General features: G+C 40.3%; 14 protein-coding genes. 8 read left to right on the top strand and 6 right to left on the bottom strand.

Annotated features, from left to right (window positions below; translation table 11 throughout):
- Positions 1-295 precede the first annotated feature (295 nt).
- Entirely contained in the window at positions 296-1105 is an 810-nt protein-coding gene (locus H5187_RS03410; protein ID WP_182797549.1) for a sulfite exporter TauE/SafE family protein, read from the bottom strand.
- A gap of 521 nt (positions 1106-1626) precedes the next feature.
- Here H5187_RS03410 and H5187_RS03415 point away from each other — a divergent pair.
- Positions 1627-2601 (top strand): DUF1852 domain-containing protein, encoded by a 975-nt coding sequence (locus H5187_RS03415; RefSeq protein WP_182717840.1) that lies wholly within the window; start codon positions 1627-1629, stop codon positions 2599-2601.
- Positions 2602-2669: 68 nt separating this feature from the next.
- The gene (locus tag H5187_RS03420) at positions 2670-3719 is read left to right on the top strand and encodes a methionine synthase (RefSeq protein ID WP_182739273.1); all 1050 of its coding nucleotides are present in this window, start codon (positions 2670-2672) and stop codon (positions 3717-3719) included.
- A gap of 102 nt (positions 3720-3821) precedes the next feature.
- Here H5187_RS03420 and H5187_RS03425 read toward each other — a convergent pair whose 3' ends face one another.
- The 4 genes from H5187_RS03425 to H5187_RS03440 form a co-directional block, all read right to left on the bottom strand.
- Complete coding sequence (locus H5187_RS03425) at positions 3822-4253, bottom strand: DUF3859 domain-containing protein (RefSeq protein WP_182739272.1); 432 nt, start codon at positions 4251-4253, stop codon at positions 3822-3824.
- Between the two features lie 49 nt (positions 4254-4302).
- Entirely contained in the window at positions 4303-6126 is a 1824-nt protein-coding gene (locus H5187_RS03430; RefSeq protein ID WP_182739271.1) for a protein kinase domain-containing protein, read from the bottom strand.
- A 321-nt stretch (positions 6127-6447) separates the two neighbouring features.
- Entirely contained in the window at positions 6448-7374 is a 927-nt protein-coding gene (locus H5187_RS03435) for an electron transfer flavoprotein subunit alpha/FixB family protein (protein WP_182717844.1), read from the bottom strand.
- Positions 7375-8124, bottom strand: a complete 750-nt coding sequence (locus H5187_RS03440; protein WP_149981096.1) for an electron transfer flavoprotein subunit beta/FixA family protein — start codon at positions 8122-8124, stop codon at positions 7375-7377.
- 195 nt (positions 8125-8319) lie between these two features.
- On the opposite strand from H5187_RS03440, the gene H5187_RS03445 reads away from it, so the two are divergent.
- The 6 genes from H5187_RS03445 to H5187_RS03470 all read left to right on the top strand — a co-directional run bounded on the left by H5187_RS03445 (position 8320) and on the right by H5187_RS03470 (position 14991).
- Entirely contained in the window at positions 8320-9966 is a 1647-nt protein-coding gene (locus H5187_RS03445; RefSeq protein WP_182717845.1) for an electron transfer flavoprotein-ubiquinone oxidoreductase, read from the top strand.
- 139 nt (positions 9967-10105) lie between these two features.
- Positions 10106-10576 carry an acyl-CoA thioesterase gene (locus tag H5187_RS03450; protein WP_145233918.1) on the top strand — a complete coding sequence of 157 codons (471 nt, stop codon included), beginning with the start codon at positions 10106-10108 and terminating at the stop codon, positions 10574-10576.
- Between the two features lie 222 nt (positions 10577-10798).
- Complete coding sequence (locus H5187_RS03455; protein ID WP_182717846.1) at positions 10799-11371, top strand: outer membrane beta-barrel protein; 573 nt, start codon at positions 10799-10801, stop codon at positions 11369-11371.
- Positions 11372-11479: 108 nt separating this feature from the next.
- Positions 11480-12184, top strand: coding sequence for a tRNA (N6-threonylcarbamoyladenosine(37)-N6)-methyltransferase TrmO (tsaA, locus tag H5187_RS03460; protein ID WP_182717847.1), 705 nt, complete (start codon positions 11480-11482; stop codon positions 12182-12184).
- Positions 12185-12274: 90 nt separating this feature from the next.
- The gene (locus H5187_RS03465) at positions 12275-13999 is read left to right on the top strand and encodes a proline--tRNA ligase (RefSeq protein WP_182797550.1); all 1725 of its coding nucleotides are present in this window, start codon (positions 12275-12277) and stop codon (positions 13997-13999) included.
- Positions 14000-14148: 149 nt separating this feature from the next.
- On the top strand, positions 14149-14991 hold the full coding sequence (locus H5187_RS03470; protein WP_149981091.1) for a UDP-2,3-diacylglucosamine diphosphatase: 843 nt from the start codon (positions 14149-14151) through the stop codon (positions 14989-14991).
- Positions 14992-15008: 17 nt separating this feature from the next.
- Here the strand turns inward: H5187_RS03470 and H5187_RS03475 are convergent, their stop codons facing one another.
- Positions 15009-18059 carry an ATP-binding protein gene (locus tag H5187_RS03475; protein ID WP_182797551.1) on the bottom strand — a complete coding sequence of 1017 codons (3051 nt, stop codon included), beginning with the start codon at positions 18057-18059 and terminating at the stop codon, positions 15009-15011.
- Positions 18060-18071: the final 12 nt, after the last annotated feature.

Genomic DNA, 18071 nt, shown 5'->3' on the forward strand with positions numbered 1-18071 from the left:
TAAGTGCTAAGTGCTAACAAAATGTTTTAATAATTAAGCTGGCAGTGCCAGCTTTTTTGCGCTTATACGGATACTTTTCATAAATGTTCTAATGTACTTTCATTTAAAAAACGACTTAGCTTTCTCAGATTTAAACCCTCATTTATTTCTCATTCTTTTCTCTTTGTGCAATAAAATTTTAGTGAATTATTCACAAAGGTATTAAGGTTCGCTGCGCTTAAAGAGCTAGCCTACGCAAATAGAACCGATTTGATAAATTATTGGCTCTATTCGTTTCACTGCAGTGCCCTTCCTTTTAATACATAATCATTTTGACAGCGGTTACTAGCAACAATGCGGCGAAGATTTTTTTGACTAACGTGACTGGTAAGTGATGGGTGGCTTTGGCGCCTAACGGGGCGGTAAACCAGGATGTGCAAATAATACCGAATAACGCTGGTAAATACACAAATCCAGCAAATCCATCTTCTAGTGCAAAATGGCCGCTGCCTGAGCTGATGTAACCAATTGAACCAAATAATGCGATAACAATGCCGCATGCGGATGCACACCCTATGGCTTTTTTCATATCGACTGAGAAAAACGTTAACAATGGTACCAAAAGCGCGCCTCCGCCAATACCGATCATCGCAGACAAGCCGCCGGTGATCGTGGTCATAATGGTTAACACACTTTTATTGGGCATGCCACGCTCAACCGATGGCTTACGCTTATTACTTACAAACATCTTTATCGCAATAAGTACCACTGTGACAGCAAACACTAAGCGAACAATCTGCTCAGGTAATAGTGCTGCTATAAAGCCACTGATAAGCGCCCCCAGTGCAACGCCCGTCATTACCCAAGGAGCAAGAGTCCATGGAACATTGCCATTTTTATGATGTGCGATTGCGGAAGACGTTGATGTAAATAATATTGATGCTAATGACGTTGCAATTGCGGCAATAACGACTTGCTCAGCTGGTAGAATTTCAAAATGCAGTAAAATAATACTCAACACAGGAACAATAACCAGCCCGCCCCCAATACCTAGCAGCCCTGCTAAAAAACCTACGCCACTGCCAAGTAAGGCGCAGTATAAAATCAACATTATCAATTCACTCATTGCGTTTATCTCTTATTATAATTTTGGGGCACTCATGCCAGATGAATGCGTTTCTATTTCCAACAGAGCAGCGATCACTCACCACATTGGCCGCGAGTATATCAATATAACTGATGCCCATTGATATATTTGCTAAATTAAGCCCTGAATAATCCTCATGTTTTAGATGAAATAAATACAAGATACCCACCCAGAAGTCTAAATGTCTGTATAGCCAAGTTGGCACTCTGTCTTTTAAAGTGCCACTTCAGATAATTTATAGCTAATGGCGTGCAATATTATTAGTTGATGAATACAGCTCATGTTTTAGGTGAAATTAAACCGTTTTTATTCATGTACCGATCCACGTATAAATAGCTCAACTCTTAGAGGCAACACAGTTTTACAGCGGTTTTAATTAAGCCATCAGGCACAAACACAAAAACTGTGAACATCACTTACTGAGAGATCAGTAACGTTAATTCGCTCAAGAGCACAGCATAAACGCAGGTTTTAAATCAGATAATTGGATACAGATCACCATGACTAAAGATTTCACATTTACTATTAAGAGTATTTGTCTCGATGAAAATTATCATCCAGCAGCTAATACACGTATCACTACCAATTTTGCAAACTTGGCCAGAGGCAGTTATCGCCAAGCAAACTTACGCAACGCCTTAAAAATGATCGATAACCGTTTTAATGCCTTGGCGCAGTGGGATAACCCAAAAGCGGATCGTTATTCTGTAGAGCTTGAAATCATCTCTGTTGATATGGATATTGCTGGCAGTGGTAATAGCTTTCCATCGATTGAAATATTGAAAACAAATATTGTTGATCATCACACTAACAAACGCATTGAAGGCATTGTAGGAAATAATTTTTCCTCCTATGTGCGCGACTATGATTTTAGTGTATTACTGCAAGAACATAATAAAGATCAGCCTAAATTTAGTATTCCTGATAACTTTGGCGAGCTGCATGGCAAACTATTTAAATATTTTATTAGTTCTGACAGCTACAAAAAGCACTTTAAAAAGCCGCCAGTAATATGCCTAAGTGTTTCGGATAACAAGACCTATCATCGTACTGAAAATCAGCACCCTGCGTTAGGTGTTGAATATCAGCCAAATGAACCGTCTTTGACTGAGCAATATTTCAAAAAAATGGGCTTGCAGGTGCGTTATTTTATGCCGCCAAATAGTGTAGCGCCCTTAGCCTTTTATTTTGTTGGTGATTTGCTAAATGATTACACTCATCTTGAGCTTATTAGCACTATTAGCACTATGGAGACATTTCAAAAAATCTACCGACCAGAGATCTATAATGCCAATGCGACTGCGGGGAAATCATATCAACCAAATTTGAAGAACCTAGATCATTCACTCACGCAAATTGTTTATGACCGTGAAGAGCGCAGTAAATTGGCGAATGAACAGGGGAAATTTGCTGAGCAGCACTTCATCAAGCCATATCAAACAGTGCTTGAGCAATGGTCTGCTAATTACGCGTAATAGCGAGTTCAATCGTTAGATTCAATCGCAACTTAAAAAGTTAACCCAAATAAATGGCATTATTTATTATGAAAACATCTATTAGCAAAACAATATTACCGACTTCAACTGCAGGCAGCTTACCTAAACCTTCATGGCTTGCAGAGCCAGAGACTCTTTGGTCACCTTGGAAACTTCAAGGTGATGAATTAATTGACGGCAAACACGATGCATTACGGATCTCTCTGCAAGAGCAACAACGCGCAGGTATTGATATTGTCAGTGATGGCGAGCAAACACGCCAACACTTTGTTACCACATTTATTGAGCACCTTAACGGTGTAGATTTTGAAAACCGTAAAACGGTGAGAATTCGTGACCGCTATGATGCCAGTGTACCGACAGTCATTGGACCTGTTAGTCGTATAAAACCGGTTTTTGTTGATGATGCTAAGTTTTTACGCAGCCAAACCAAAAAACCGATCAAATGGGCGCTACCAGGTCCTATGACTATGATAGATACACTTTATGATGACCATTATAAAAGCCGCGAACAGCTCGCTTGGGAATTTGCCAAAATTCTTAATCAAGAAGCCAAAGAACTAGAAGCTGCGGGGGTTGATATCATTCAATTTGATGAGCCTGCATTTAACGTGTTTTTTGATGAGGTAAATGATTGGGGAATTGCGTGTTTAGAAAAAGCCATTGAAGGCCTTAAATGCGAAACGGCCGTACATATTTGTTATGGTTATGGCATCAAAGCCAATACAGATTGGAAAAAAACGTTAGGCTCAGAATGGCGACAATACGAAGAAGCATTTCCAAAACTGCAGCAATCTAATATTGATATTATCTCATTAGAATGTCACAACTCTCATGTACCAATGGAACTACTTGAACTTATTCGCGGTAAAAAAGTAATGGTTGGCGCCATTGACGTTGCCACCAATACCATAGAAACACCTGAAGAAGTGGCAAATACGCTACGTAAAGCACTGCAGTTTGTCGATGCTGACAAGCTCTACCCGTGTACTAACTGTGGTATGGCCCCCCTACCTCGCGCAGTTGCAAGAGGTAAGCTCAATGCGTTAACCGCTGGCGCAGAGATTATTAGAAAAGAGCTGGCTCAAAGTAATTAAAATCTAATTTATTTCATGAGGTGGAGTAACCACCTCGTCCTAATTTATTTTCAACAATTACACTTACTACAAATACAATAAGCCTATATACACATAAAGTATTTAATACCCGCGCTTTTGCCAAAACTCAATTTCTGACATGGACTCTTGTTCAAACACTGAAAATGTTTTATCGGCAATCAGTTTACCGTTTAGCTCTATGGTCATGCGCCAGTCACCTATTTTATTGCTGATAGGTTGCCACAAGGTATCACCTAAGTAAAAGTGCCAGTCATTGTCTTTAACGTATTCAAAGCCGTAAAATGGTGGCATTACCTCACCATCAGCATCCGGTATGTCAGGATGATAAATACAATAATGAAGCTTTTCGCCTTTGGCTTTTTTAATATTAATGATAAAACCAAACTCCACATCGAGTTGTGCGGGTACTTTTGTGGTAAATGCTTGAATTTGCGGTAAGGCTTTTGATGATGAATCCCACTTTGTATAAATACCAAAGCTTTGCATAGTGATTGCGGGCTGAGTTTTTGCCATTATTTATCCTTTTTTTGATGCATTAGTTTAACGTATTTACACGGCAAAATTAAGCGCCAAAACGTTTAGGATCTTTAGGATAGAAAAAATCAGGCTGGCGATCACACAAGGCAAACTCACGGGTATTTTTGTAAGGTAGTTTCATAAACCCGGCAACCCCCACATCAGTAATGCTCACCGCATATTGCATCAACTTATTAAGCAAGCGCTTAAACTGTGCTTCTTTAGTGCCATCTAACAAACGATAGTAATGATGTATTTTCATTCTATCTGGTAAAGCTTCAAAAATAATGCAGCCGGTATGATGTATTTGGTTTAACTCAAATACGCATTTGATCACTTTTTTAGGTAGCTGCAGTTGCTCGTCCGGATCTTTACCGTCTTCAAAATAAGAATGTGGTCGGGTGACTTCTGAGCTTTTTAAATTCATTACCTCATAGTCAAGCTCTGGAAGTTGTTCAAACTTAAATGCCCCTGTGCCATCACGCTCCAGTTGAATGGTCTTTCTTGCATCAAATAAACAACACTTAAATAAGCCTTTTTGATGAATGCCTTGTGCCAACATCACGGTATTATTAACCGCTTGGGTAAAAGCATGGCCTAAACTTTCATCATGCATGATCAGTGATGATTCAACGAACAGTGATTCCTCTTTCCAATGAAAGCTTAAGCCCCCTACTACTGGGTATTTTGCTAATCGGCTGATAGAGGCTAAAAATGCTTTTTCAGTATCACCGGTATCAAACAGGAATTCTTTATAATACCGGTCCAATTGAGCGTCATTTACATCAAGCAGTTGTTGATTGAGGTCGGCTTGGCGTAAAAATTGTTTACGTGAACTATAAACCACAGTATCAGGTAGTTCGTCATCGTTACCAAACCAAAATGGAATATTGGCTCGCACATCTTCAGCTAAATTGAGCTCTGGTAAATATGCTTTTGCCATAGCAGGCATATTACGCATAAAGTAATCACCCGCCCCGTCTCTTGTAATTTTATTTTTAGAGAGCATACCGTCAATCACTTTTGCAAGCTCCATAGGGAGCCCTAGTGAACTGGCTGGGATCACTTGCGCGCCAAATCGGCATGACTGTGCAGAAGCCAGTGCGTATAAGGTGGACGCCACGCCTTGCTCATCAAAACGCGGCGATGATTTAGCACCTGACATTTGCTCATCACCAATAAAATACACATCCCCCATCCGCGCATTGGTGGTACTTAAATCGCCAGACATTAAATCCATAAAGTTACTGGTGATTGGCTCGCCATTACTGTCTATTTGGGCATACACCGAGCTGCCCCAGTCCACCAGCGATAAGCCTTGGGTATGTTCATCCCACACTAGATTAGAGGGCTTGATATCGCCATGCACAATCGGTTGTGGCGTTATGCCATTTTGCTGAGTGCGTAGGTCTATTAATACATTACGTAGTTTTAGCGCTAAACTGGCGATTGCTGCTGCGCTAAAGCGGCCTTTTTTAAGTGATACTTTTTCTAAGTCTTCGCCCAGCGCGCGGGCCATCATTAAAATGCCCTGCTTTTTTATCCGTTCAAAAGCATAAAACTTAGGCACTAATGGGTTATCAACTTGCGAGAGCATATACGCTTCGTCCTCAAGTCGATCACGTACACTTTGCGCCAAGGTGATACGTGAAAATTTAAACACCCAAGGAAGTTTACGCTCATCTAAACCCGCAAATACAAATCCAAAAGCACCCGAGCCAATCATTTCAACCTGGCTGTAGCCTAAATTAGTGAGTTGCTTAATACAGATATTCAACCATTGGCGATGTTTTTTGGCGTCATGGTGCGAAAGCAAATAGACCGACTGCTCTTCATTGATATAAAAATTGCGGATTGCTTTGGTTTTCACTGCGAGGTCTCAACGTATTCTAAAAAATGTAAGGGATAAGGGTGAAGCTAGCTTATTGATTATTAATTTTTTAGTTCTAAATTTCTAGTCATTTAGCCTCAGCTTAGCGTGTCCTGACATTTTGCGCAAAAAAAGTGTAAAAAGGCAATGTGTGTTAAAAAAATAATGCACCCAACTCACTAAACGACAAGTGATACTCCTTATTCATGGTAATTACTTAGTTAGATATTACAGACTTTCTGATTGGTAAAATAAAAGAAAAAAAGCCGCGTGATCAGTAAACTGATCACAACAGCTTTTAACAACCAGAATCGTTATAAATTAGAGTGCTTGTTCAAGCTCTGGTAGCACATCAAATAAATCTGCTACTAAACCATAATCTGCCACTTGGAAGATTGGCGCATCGGGATCTTTATTGATAGCCACAATCACTTTAGAGTCTTTCATACCCGCTAAGTGCTGAATTGCGCCACTAATGCCTACGGCAATATATAAGTTAGGCGCAACGATCTTACCGGTTTGACCCACTTGCATATCGTTTGGCACAAAGCCTGCGTCAACCGCAGCACGAGACGCACCAATTGCCGCGCCTAGTTTATCGGCAATACCATTAAGTAATGAAAAGTTCTCGCCATTTTGCATACCGCGTCCACCTGATATAACCACTTGCGCAGCAGTTAACTCTGGGCGCTCAGATTCGGTTTGCTCAACACTTACAAATGCGCTTAATTCACTGCTAAACACAGAATCAACAACACGACTCTCAGCGGGAGCTTGCTCACCTTGCAGATCAAAGCTACTTGCACGAACGGTGATCACTTTTTTGCTATCCAGTGATTTTACAGTTGCGATGGCATTACCTGCATAGATTGGACGTTTAAATGTATCAGCGTCAACCACATCAATGATTTCTGAAATTTGTGCAACATCAAGTAATGCGGCAACACGTGGCATGAAATTTTTGCCCGTTGTAGTGGCACTAGCAACAAGATGCGAATAATCTGGCGCAAGCGATAACACTAAATCTGCGATGTTTTCAGCTAACTGATGCGCATACTCACTATGATCAGCCACCAGCACGGTGTTTACACCTGCAATACTGGCCACTATTTCACTCATTGGTGCTACGTTTTCACCAGCAATTAGTACATCAACAGCAAAACCAAGCTTTAATGCTGCGTTTATGGTTTTAGAAGTTTCAGGCTTTAAACTGCCATTGTCATGATCTGCTATAACTAATGTTTTCATTTAAATCACCTTCGCTTGTGTTTTTAATAAATCAACTAACTGGGCTACATCATCAACAATGATACCGCCACTGCGTTTTGCAGGTTCATGTACCGCAACAAGTTCGATACGCGGGGTTAAGTCTACACCTAAGCTATCAGCTGCAATTACCTCAAGTGGTTTACGTTTGGCTTTCATAATATTTGGCAATGATGCATAACGGGGTTCATTCAAACGTAAGTCTGTTGTGACTACGGCCGGTAACTTTAATGCCACTGTTTGTAAACCGCCATCAACTTCACGCGTCACATTAACAGTGCCATTTGCTATGTCGACCTTTGATGCAAACGTACCTTGCCCGCGCCCAGTAAGAGCCGCCAGCATTTGACCTGTTTGATTGTTATCTGAATCAATCGACTGTTTACCTAAAATCACCAGTTCAGGGGCTTCTTGCTCGACGATTTTAGCAAGCAGCTTTGCAACGTGCAGTGATTCTAATTTTTCGTCAGTCTCAATATGAATCGCTTTATCGGCGCCCAGTGCCAGAGCTGTACGTAATTGTTCTTGAGATGCTTTAGCACCAATGGTTACAGCAATCACTTCAGTGGCAGTGCCCGCCTCTTTTAAGCGGATAGCTTCTTCAATGGCAATTTCGCAAAATGGGTTAAGTGCCATTTTCACATTAGTTAGATCAACGTCGCTATTATCTGCTTTAACGCGTGCTTTTACGTTGTAGTCGATAACTCTTTTTATTGGAACGAGAACTTTCATAGGAACTCCATAATTATTTAAACCTACAAGCTAACGTGTACGTCAACCTATTTATTTTATGAAATCAGACTACTTCCTGTTGACGTAAACGTCAACCTAAAATAACCTTAAACTATTCATCGCCTGTAACGTTTCATTTGCAAGTATGAAATTGCCCTCGTAAAGGCACAGGTCCGTCACATAAAAGAGGTTAATATGGTCGAACGCGAAACCATGGAATTTGATGTCGTTATTGTCGGCGCAGGCCCTGCAGGCTTAGCTACCGCCATACGATTAGCGCAACAAGCACAAGAAAAACAACAAGAGTGCATGATCTGCGTGGTTGAAAAAGGCTCCGAAGTGGGCGCCCATATATTATCGGGCGCAGTATTTGAAACCACCGCTTTGGACGAGTTACTGCCCAATTGGCAAGAACTTGGCGCACCAGTGACCACTAAAGTAACCAGTGATGAAATATATTGGTTTAATAATGACAGCAAAGCCACCGCTATCCCTCACTTTGCCGCACCTAAAACATTTCATAATTCTGATAACTATATTGTCTCTATGGGTAATGTATGCCGCTGGCTTGCAGAGCAAGCAGAAAACCTAGGGGTTGAGATTTTCCCAGGTTTTAGCGCACACTCACTGATTATTGAAGATGACACAGTAAAAGGCATTATTACCGGCGATATGGGCCTTGATAGCAATGGCAATGAAAAAGATGGCTTTATGCCTGGCATGGAACTTCGTGCTAAATACACTGTATTTGCTGAAGGTTGTCGTGGTCACTTAGGTAAACAGCTGATCACTCAATTTGCACTTGATCAAGATGCCTCACCGCAACATTATGGTTTAGGCTTTAAAGAAATTTGGCAAATCGATCCTGCTAAACACAAGCAAGGCACGGTAGTTCATGGCACCGGTTGGCCCTTAAGTGCAGATACTAACGGTGGTGCGTTTATGTACCACAGTGATAATAATCAAGTTGTAGTCGGCTTAATTGTTGATTTAAATTACTCAAACCCGCATTTAAGCCCGTTTGATGAATTTCAGCGCATGAAACACCACCCAATCTTTAAAGATGTATTAGCCGGTGGTGAACGTATTGCTTATGGCGCTCGTGCGATTGCAAAAGGTGGCTTACACTCATTACCAAAAATGCACTTCCCGGGTGGTTTGTTGGTCGGCTGTGATGCTGGCACCTTGAATTTTGCCAAAATCAAAGGCAACCACACAGCGATGAAGTCAGGTATGATTGCCGCTGAGGTGATCTTTAGCGCGCTTACAAACGAGCAACAGCATACTGACTTAGTTGACTACAGCGAAGCATTTAAACAAAGCTGGGCTTATAAAGAGCTATACCAATCACGTAACTTTGGCCCTGTGATGCATAAGCTAGGAAAATTTCTTGGTGGTGCGTATAACACCCTTGATCAAAATATTTTTGCAGGGGCATTACCTTTTACTTTTAAAGATAATATCCCAGATCACGCAACGCTAGTTGATAAAAATCAGGCCAGTGTCATTAATTACCCGAAGCCTGATGGTCAACTCAGCTTTGATAAATTATCTTCGGTGTTTTTATCAAATACCAATCATGAAGAATCTCAGCCGTGTCATTTAAAACTAAAAAATAGCGCTATTCCTATCGATGTTAACTTAGTTAAATTTGACGAGCCTGCTCAGCGCTATTGCCCGGCGGGTGTGTATGAGATACAGCAAATTGCCGGCAAAGACGAGTTTGTGATCAATGCACAAAACTGCGTGCATTGTAAAACCTGCGATATTAAAGATCCGAGCCAAAACATCACCTGGGTAACACCTGAGGGAGCCGGTGGTCCCAACTACCCAAATATGTAATCTAAATACAATTAAAGCGCTTGATACAGCGTAAAAATAATATTTTACATATAAGTTATAAACCTATCCTAAATTGCAGGGGCTTCGGCCCCTTTTTTGCGCTATGCTAATAAGAATTATATATGAGTGAGATATTTTTATGCCGTCGTCTAATGTTGTATTCCGTTTTTTAGCAGAGCCCACCGATGTGAATTTTGGCGGGAAGGTTCATGGCGGTGTCGTCATGAAGTGGATTGACCAAGCAGGTTATGCCTGCGCTGCTGGTTGGAGTGGTCATTACTGTGTCACTGTATCTGTCGCTGGGGTTAAATTTCGTCGCCCAATTCTAGTTGGTCAAATTGTTGAAGTTGAAGCTAAAATTGCCCACACTGGCAAAACCAGTATGCAAATCTTTATACAAGTTCGCTGTGGCGATCCGAAAACGCGTAATTTAGTTGAGACTAACCACTGTGTAATTAGCTTTGTTGCCATGGACGAAACAGGTTACCCCGTAGCAGTGCCAGAATACATCGCAGTGAGTAATGAAGACAAAAAATTAGAAAACTACGCAATTAAGATGAAAGAGATTGCCATAGAAACTGAAACTTTATTGCATAAATCAGAACCCTGATCACCTAAACTATCTATCTGTAAAAGCTACATCCTAGTCAGAAATATTTTCTCCAGCCAAACTGAACGAGCGTTTAAATAGCGCTCATTGGTATACTTTATATGCTATAAAAGACTATAACTGGCTGTTTTTAAGCCAAATTAATCATGGCACGCACCATGCAATATTAAAATTAACCGGTAATTTAAAGGTTATATTTTTATTTTGTAAAGGAGCTATTAAATGATTAAATCAATTTCACTTTCTGCTATCTCATTAGCATTGTTAGGTTTTAATACTGCAGCTAGTGCAGAAACAACAAACATGGATTACCCTCGCGTATATACAGGTATTGGCTATGGTCAATACTCATTCAAATTTGAAGACTCTGATGACGACATCGATTTTGATGATGATTCACAAATGCTTAAGGGTTACGTTGGTACGCAATTTAATAAGTATTTAAGTTTAGAGCTTGCCTATCAAAACTTTGATGAAGTAAGCGATATTGATAGCTATGCTGAAGTTGATGGTGTGTCTTTGGCCGCACGGTTAGCTGCCCCTATTACGGATAGCTTCTCTGTCTATGCTAAAGGTGGTTGGCTAGAATGGGATGCTGAGGTAACCAGCGACCTTCCTGCTATTGGTAAGATATCAGCAGATCAAAGTGGAGGCGATGTATTTTATGGTGCAGGTATCGAGTACGCATTCACCACCAACATGCAGGTACGCTTTGAGTATGAACGCTATGAACTAAAAGATGAAATTGATCCAGAAATGGATGTAGCATCGGTTTCATTCCAATATATGTTCTAAGAAATGCTTAACCTATTTTGAGGTTATTTAGCAGTAAAAGGCAGCTTCGAGCTGCCTTTTTTGTTGTTAGCGGTTAGAATATCGTATCTTTAACAGTAATTGAGTTTCATGAGCGATTTTCAACTAACGGCTATTGGCCATATTCAATCTCCTTATAAACAAAAGTTCGCCATTCCTCGCCAACCGCGTTTAGTTCCACAAGCAAAAGCTAAGTTGGTATTTGCTGCTGATTTTAACCGTGAAGAATTTGTTCGTGGTTTAGATGAATTTAGCCATATTTGGTTATTGTTTCGCTTTCATGAAACTGCAGATAAAGGCTACTCAGCCATGGTTAGACCACCGCGTTTAGGCGGTAATGAGCGCAAAGGCGTATTTGCCACACGCGCGACCTTTAGACCCAATGCCATAGGCATGAGTGCCGTCAAACTTGAAGGCATAGAGTATAAAAATGGCCAGCTGTGTTTATTATTGGCAGGCATAGATTTACTTGATGGCACCCCGATTTTAGACATCAAACCATATTTACCTTATTCAGATGCCATGGTTGATGCCACCGCAGGCTTTGCTGACACGCGCCCAGAAACGCAAATGACCGTTGAGTTTAGCCCGCAAGTGCAGGCGTTTATTGAACAGCAAACCAACTTCCCACAGTTGCATGACTTTATTAGTAATGTACTTAAGCAAGATCCTCGCCCTGCCTATAAAAAGCAAAAAGAGGGTGAACAAAGTTATGGAATGACCTTGTATGATTTTAATATCCGTTGGCAAGTAAACGACGAGCATAACTATGTCACTAGCATAGAAAAAAGTTAGAAAAACACACTTAGCGCTTTAGTGTAAAAGCAACCGCTGCTAAACTGAGTGCCCAATTGAAATAATAATTTTATAACTATCGGAATAAACATGCGTACCAGTCAATATATACTCGCAACACTTAAAGAAACGCCATCAGATGCTGAAATTGTATCGCATCAATTAATGTTAAGAGCGGGCATGATCCGTCGCGTCGCGTCGGGCCTATATACTTGGTTACCCTCTGGATTACGCGTGTTACGAAAAGTCGAAAACATTGTGCGTGAAGAAATGGACAAATCAGGTGCAATCGAAATGTTGATGCCTGTTATTCAACCTGCGGATCTATGGGAAGAGTCTGGCCGTTGGGAGCAGTTTGGCCCAGAACTTATGCGTTTTACTGACCGTCACAATCGTACTTTCGCGTTAGGACCAACCCATGAAGAAGTGATCACTGACTTTGTTCGTAAAGAAGTAAGTTCGTATAAACAATTACCGCTTACTTTGTATCAAGTACAAACAAAAGTGCGCGACGAACGTCGTCCTCGTTTTGGGGTTATGCGCGCGCGTGAATTTACTATGAAAGATGCCTATTCATTTCATTTAAGTGAAGAATGTTTAGATGCAACTTATCAAGTAATGCACAAAGCATACTGTAATATATTCGATCGCTTAGGCCTTGATTACCGTCCTGTTATTGCTGATACCGGCTCTATCGGTGGTAGCGTATCTCATGAATTTCATGTGTTAGCTGAATCAGGTGAAGATGCTATCGCCTTTAGTGATAAAAGTGACTATGCAGCAAACATCGAAAAAGCAGAAGCATTAGCGCCAAGTGAAGCGCGCCCTGCTGCCGCAAAAGAATTAAAAGCATTCCCAACGCCTGATGCGAAAACTATCGACGAGCTAAAGAAACACTATGGTGTTAAACCTCATCGCAGTGTTAAAACACTGATTGTTTACGGCGTGCCAAATGAAGATGGTCAACGTGGTTTAGTTGCATTAGTAATACGTGGCGATCATGAGCTTAACGAACTTAAAGCTGAAAAACATCCATTAGTAGATTCTCCACTGGAAATGGCAAACGAGGCTGACATAATTGCAGCCATTGGTGCTAAACCGGGTTCATTAGGCCCTGTTGGCTTAATCATGCCAATTTTAGTAGACCGTACAGCCAACGTAATGGCTGATTTTGTAGCCGGTGCTAACAAAGATGACGAGCATTACAGCGGTATTAACTGGGATCGCGATGTAACTGAGTATGAAGTTGCTGATCTACGTAATATTGTCGAAGGTGATCCTAGTCCATGTGGTAATGGTACTTTACATATTAAACGCGGTATTGAAGTTGGCCATATATTCCAGCTTGGTACTAAGTATTCAGAAGCGATGAAAGCGGGAGTATTAAACGAAAGCGGTAAAAACCAAATAATGACTATGGGTTGTTATGGTATTGGTGTATCGCGTATTGTCGCAGCGGCTATTGAGCAAAATAATGATCAATACGGCATTATTTGGCCACAGCCAATCGCCCCGTTCGATTTAGCCATTGTGCCAATGAATATGCATAAATCGCATCGTATACCAGATATCGCTAATAACCTTTACAACGGTTTAAAAGCCGCAGGCTTAGACGTGTTATTTGATGACCGTAAAGAGCGCCCAGGTGTGATGTTTAACGATATGGAATTACTCGGTGTACCTTTCACGTTGGTAATTGGTGAGCGTAATCTTGATGAAAACAAGGTTGAGTTGAAAAATCGCCGTACTGGTGAAAAATTAATGATAGATATTGATACCGCTGTTGAAGCAATCAAAGCGGCCATGAACGCTTAATCATCAGCACCTTCTGAAAAAAAAACCGCGTAATGCGGTTTTTTTGTTTTTGCACGATTATTAATTGTCATAGATGTTTCGTCAAACAGTCTTATAAACGTCATTCAAGTTGCTTAACTTTGTTGTTATTACACCGTGAGTAACCTCCTATGCACGACATCGAAAAAAGTGATAAAAAGTACTACCCAGCCGTTTGGATCTCCGATGTACATTTAGGCTATAAAGATTGTCGAGCAGATTACCTACTCGACTTTTTAAATAGTATTGAGTGCGATGCCCTTTATCTAGTGGGTGACATCGTCGATTTATGGTCTATGAAGCGAAATTTTTATTGGCACCCTAGTCACTATCAAGTATTAGCTTGTATTCAAGCCAAAGCAGTTCAAGGTACTCGAGTGATTTATATTCCCGGCAATCACGATGAAACATTCCGGCACTACGTCAATAACAGCCTATTTGGTATTGAAGTCCACCAGCAGTTTATTCACACAACCAAAGCCAACAAACGATTTCTACTGGTTCACGGTGATGATTTTGACTCAGCAACTCGGTATAACAAACTGATCAGTATTGCCGGTGATACAGGTTATGACTTTTTACTATTTTTAAATCGCTGGACTAATCGTATTCGACGCTTATACGGTGGTAACTATTGGTCACTCGCTGCTTGGATCAAAGCCCGCGTTCATAAAGCGCGTGAAGCAATAGAGGCATTTGAAAATGCTGCTATTCATGAGGCTAAAAAGCAAGGCGTAGACGGTATTATTTGCGGTCACATTCATCACCCACAACTCAAAGTCGTTGATGGCATTGTTTACTGTAATGATGGCGATTGGATAGAAAGTTGTACCGCAGTAGTAGAGCAAGAAAATGGTCGTATCGAATTGCTACACTGGTCTGACACTCAAACAGTGATTAATTCTGCTGATATTACCAAACTTAATCAAAATCTTGGTGGACCAAAGGCTAAACCTGAAAAATCAGTAGCTTAAAATTTAGACTGCGTGGTTTATTTTAACCACATAGCTAATTTGTCTTTCAAAACTTTTGGCTTTATGGGTTTGGTAATATAATCATTCATACCAGCTGTAATACAGCGTTCTCTGTCACCTGCCATAGCGCTGGCAGTCATAGCGATAATAGGCACTTTCGCATAGTCAGCACCAGCTTTGTTGCTGCGAATTGCAGAGGTCGTGTCATAGCCATTGAGGTTTGGCATTTGGCAATCCATAAAAATCAGATCAAATAAAGCTGTTTGCTCTGTATTTAATATTTCTAGTGCATCGAGGCCATCGCTGGCACATACAATAGTGACACCGGTATTTTTTAATATTGCTTTGGCAACTTCAAGGTTGATCATATTATCATCAACCAATAACACCTTAAAATTTGAGAAATCGTATTCAACATATTCTGTTTGCTCACTACCTTGGCTAGCAACCAAAAAACTATTATTAACACCAAACAAACTTGCTAACTTAAAGCTAAATTGATCTTGAGTAAGCGGCTTATTAAGTACATGGCAATTTTCAGGCACCTGCTCTTTGGCTTTTTTACTAAGCAATAAATCACGCAAAATTAATACATATTTTTTATTCTGCTTATTACATAAATTAATCAGTGTTTGTAAGTATGGGTGATCATTATCAACAACCAGTAAATCAACTTTTAACTCTTGATATTGTGCTTGGTAGTCAAATCGTTGAATATTATTGGCCGCTACTTGGCAATTTTTAATCAATAAATTAGTGACATTGTTATATACACTGTCGCTATCTATCAGCACGCCAACCTGAATATCTTTTGCCAACTCAACGGCTGTATTGAGCTTTTTCTCAGCTGCAATATGTAATTGCACTTGCGCTGTAAAACAGCTCCCTTTGCCTTTTTCACTGGTGACGCTAATATCACCGCCCATCAATTGCGCCAACTTACGACAAATTGATAAACCAAGCCCAGTACCACCAAAGTGGCGAGTGGTACTGGTGTCCTCTTGGGTAAAGGCCTCAAACAACTTATCGATATTTTTTTCAGCAATGCCGATGCCTGAATCTTCAATAACAAAGCTCATTAATAACTTTTCTTCAGTAAGATACTGACAGCCAAGAGTTAAACTGACTTCACCTTGATGGGTAAATTTGAATGCATTATTAAGTAAGTTTATTAATATTTGTTTTAATCGGTGGCTATCTCCTACTAACATACGATCAATAACTTTATCGGTATGCAAAAACACTTCTAAGCCTTTACGCTGGGCTTGTAATGCCATAGAGGTGATCATATCACTGCATACAGTAATCACATCAAAACTGTGATTATCAATATCAAGTTTACCTGCTTCTATTTTTGAAAAATCCAAGATGTCATTAATTAATGTCATTAATGAGTTAGCGCTGCTATTGGCCAGCTCTAGGTATTGCTGTTGCTGTTGCGTTAGTGTGTCTTCTTTGAGCATTTCCAGCATCCCTAATACACCATTCATAGGGGTACGTATTTCATGGGAAATGTTAGCAATAAAATCACTTTTCGATTTACTGGCTGCCAACGCTTCTTCAATCGCACTTTCAAGTTCAGTTGTGCGTTGGCGAACCTTTTGCTCTAACGTACTATTGAGTTTTTCAAGCTCTACTTGAGTCTGTTTAAGTGAATTGATGTTTCGTAAAATCGCTGCAACCTGGTGGCGCTGGGTAAAAATATCAAACACGCTAGTAAGTGTAATTGAGTAAAAGTGTTGTTGATCCTGCGGATCAGTATACACGCCTTCAAATGATGGTTTTGACCCCTGCGCTATGGTTTCATCAATACATGAATTATCACTTTCAGCAAGCGTAAATAATTGCGTGAATTTGGTGTGATCAATAATGATATCAAAGAACTGCAACGCTGTTTTATTGGCATTACTGATAAGCCCATCCTCTTGTACTGTTAAGATTGCATCGAGGGAATTTTCAATAATCTTGTTATTACGCTCCTTCAAGGAGTGAAACTCTAATTTGCGGTTTATATACCTTTGGTATAACCACACTAATAACCACAAAGCAGTGAAAAGTGAAATAATTACCAGCACAAAATGATCACGACGCTTAGCAACGTCTTTTGCCAAAATATCGGTATTAATTGATACCGCAAGTTCAAGGGGCAACATGCTAATGTTATTTTCTAAACTAATACGTTGTTTTAAATAATAATGGCTTGGTAAATCATGAAAAGGTAAAGTCGCTTGGCTGCTCATATCTTGGCTTTGACTAAATACACTTGACCAAGTAATGTCTTGACCAAACTCAAAACCAAATCGCAGTTTAGGATCTGGGTGAAATAAAAACTGCTGCTGATCATTTAACAGATAAACATCAACCCCAGCAGGTGAACTAAAAGTAACACTATTAAATAACTCATCAGCAAAATAATTGGTTACTAATACAGCAAACACTGCTCCTTGTTTATTAAATACCGGCTTAGCAACTCGGTAGGTACTCACGTAGGGGATCTGAATTTGGCCATGCTCTCGATTATAGTTAATCGGTGATATATAGACAGATTCACTATCTAACCTGCTGGCATTAAGCATGTAATCCCGCTGCCCTTTTTGTTGTAATAAGCCTCCCTCGAGGCGCACCACAACATCATTGATCCTATCAACACGGACAATTTCTTGACCATTATCAGCAAGGGTAATATATCTGGCTTGTAATAGCTGCGGGTCAGTGCGCATAAAGCCACTAAATATTTCAGCTAAGCGCGTTTGCCATATCGCGATGGGAGTATTTAATAGTGGATCAATAAGGTTATTTGCAGCGGCTCGGCTGATGCCACTGATAGGCGGTGTGGCATTTAAAAAGTTGATTGACGAAACACTGTCTTTTAAATGTCCTTTTAACATCAGTGCTTTTGTATCAAGCTCTTGCTGTAGTGTGGTTTGGGCAACCTGGTAAACATCTTTGCGTACTTTCAGCTCAAATATATATAAAGCAGGTATTGCGAGGATGAAAAAAAACAGCAATGCTAATAAAGAAAGTTTATTACTGCGAAATAAATTAAAAAATGTCAGTGAGTTGCGCATCAAAATTGCCAG

The organism is Pseudoalteromonas sp. SG44-1 (assembly GCF_014164315.1).
GTDB lineage: Bacteria > Pseudomonadota > Gammaproteobacteria > Enterobacterales > Alteromonadaceae > Pseudoalteromonas > Pseudoalteromonas rhizosphaerae.

Coding starts and splice junctions, on each gene's coding strand:
- H5187_RS03455 (WP_182717846.1), top strand. CDS start 10,799: ATGATTAAATCAATTTCACTTTCTGCTATCTCATTAGCATTGTTAGGT.
- H5187_RS03420 (WP_182739273.1), top strand. CDS start 2,670: ATGAAAACATCTATTAGCAAAACAATATTACCGACTTCAACTGCAGGC.
- H5187_RS03425 (WP_182739272.1), bottom strand. CDS start 4,253: ATGGCAAAAACTCAGCCCGCAATCACTATGCAAAGCTTTGGTATTTAT.
- H5187_RS03445 (WP_182717845.1), top strand. CDS start 8,320: ATGGTCGAACGCGAAACCATGGAATTTGATGTCGTTATTGTCGGCGCA.
- H5187_RS03410 (WP_182797549.1), bottom strand. CDS start 1,105: ATGAGTGAATTGATAATGTTGATTTTATACTGCGCCTTACTTGGCAGT.
- H5187_RS03450 (WP_145233918.1), top strand. CDS start 10,106: ATGCCGTCGTCTAATGTTGTATTCCGTTTTTTAGCAGAGCCCACCGAT.
- H5187_RS03415 (WP_182717840.1), top strand. CDS start 1,627: ATGACTAAAGATTTCACATTTACTATTAAGAGTATTTGTCTCGATGAA.
- H5187_RS03475 (WP_182797551.1), bottom strand. CDS start 18,059: ATGCGCAACTCACTGACATTTTTTAATTTATTTCGCAGTAATAAACTT.
- tsaA (WP_182717847.1), top strand. CDS start 11,480: ATGAGCGATTTTCAACTAACGGCTATTGGCCATATTCAATCTCCTTAT.
- H5187_RS03435 (WP_182717844.1), bottom strand. CDS start 7,374: ATGAAAACATTAGTTATAGCAGATCATGACAATGGCAGTTTAAAGCCT.
- H5187_RS03470 (WP_149981091.1), top strand. CDS start 14,149: ATGCACGACATCGAAAAAAGTGATAAAAAGTACTACCCAGCCGTTTGG.
- H5187_RS03440 (WP_149981096.1), bottom strand. CDS start 8,124: ATGAAAGTTCTCGTTCCAATAAAAAGAGTTATCGACTACAACGTAAAA.
- H5187_RS03465 (WP_182797550.1), top strand. CDS start 12,275: ATGCGTACCAGTCAATATATACTCGCAACACTTAAAGAAACGCCATCA.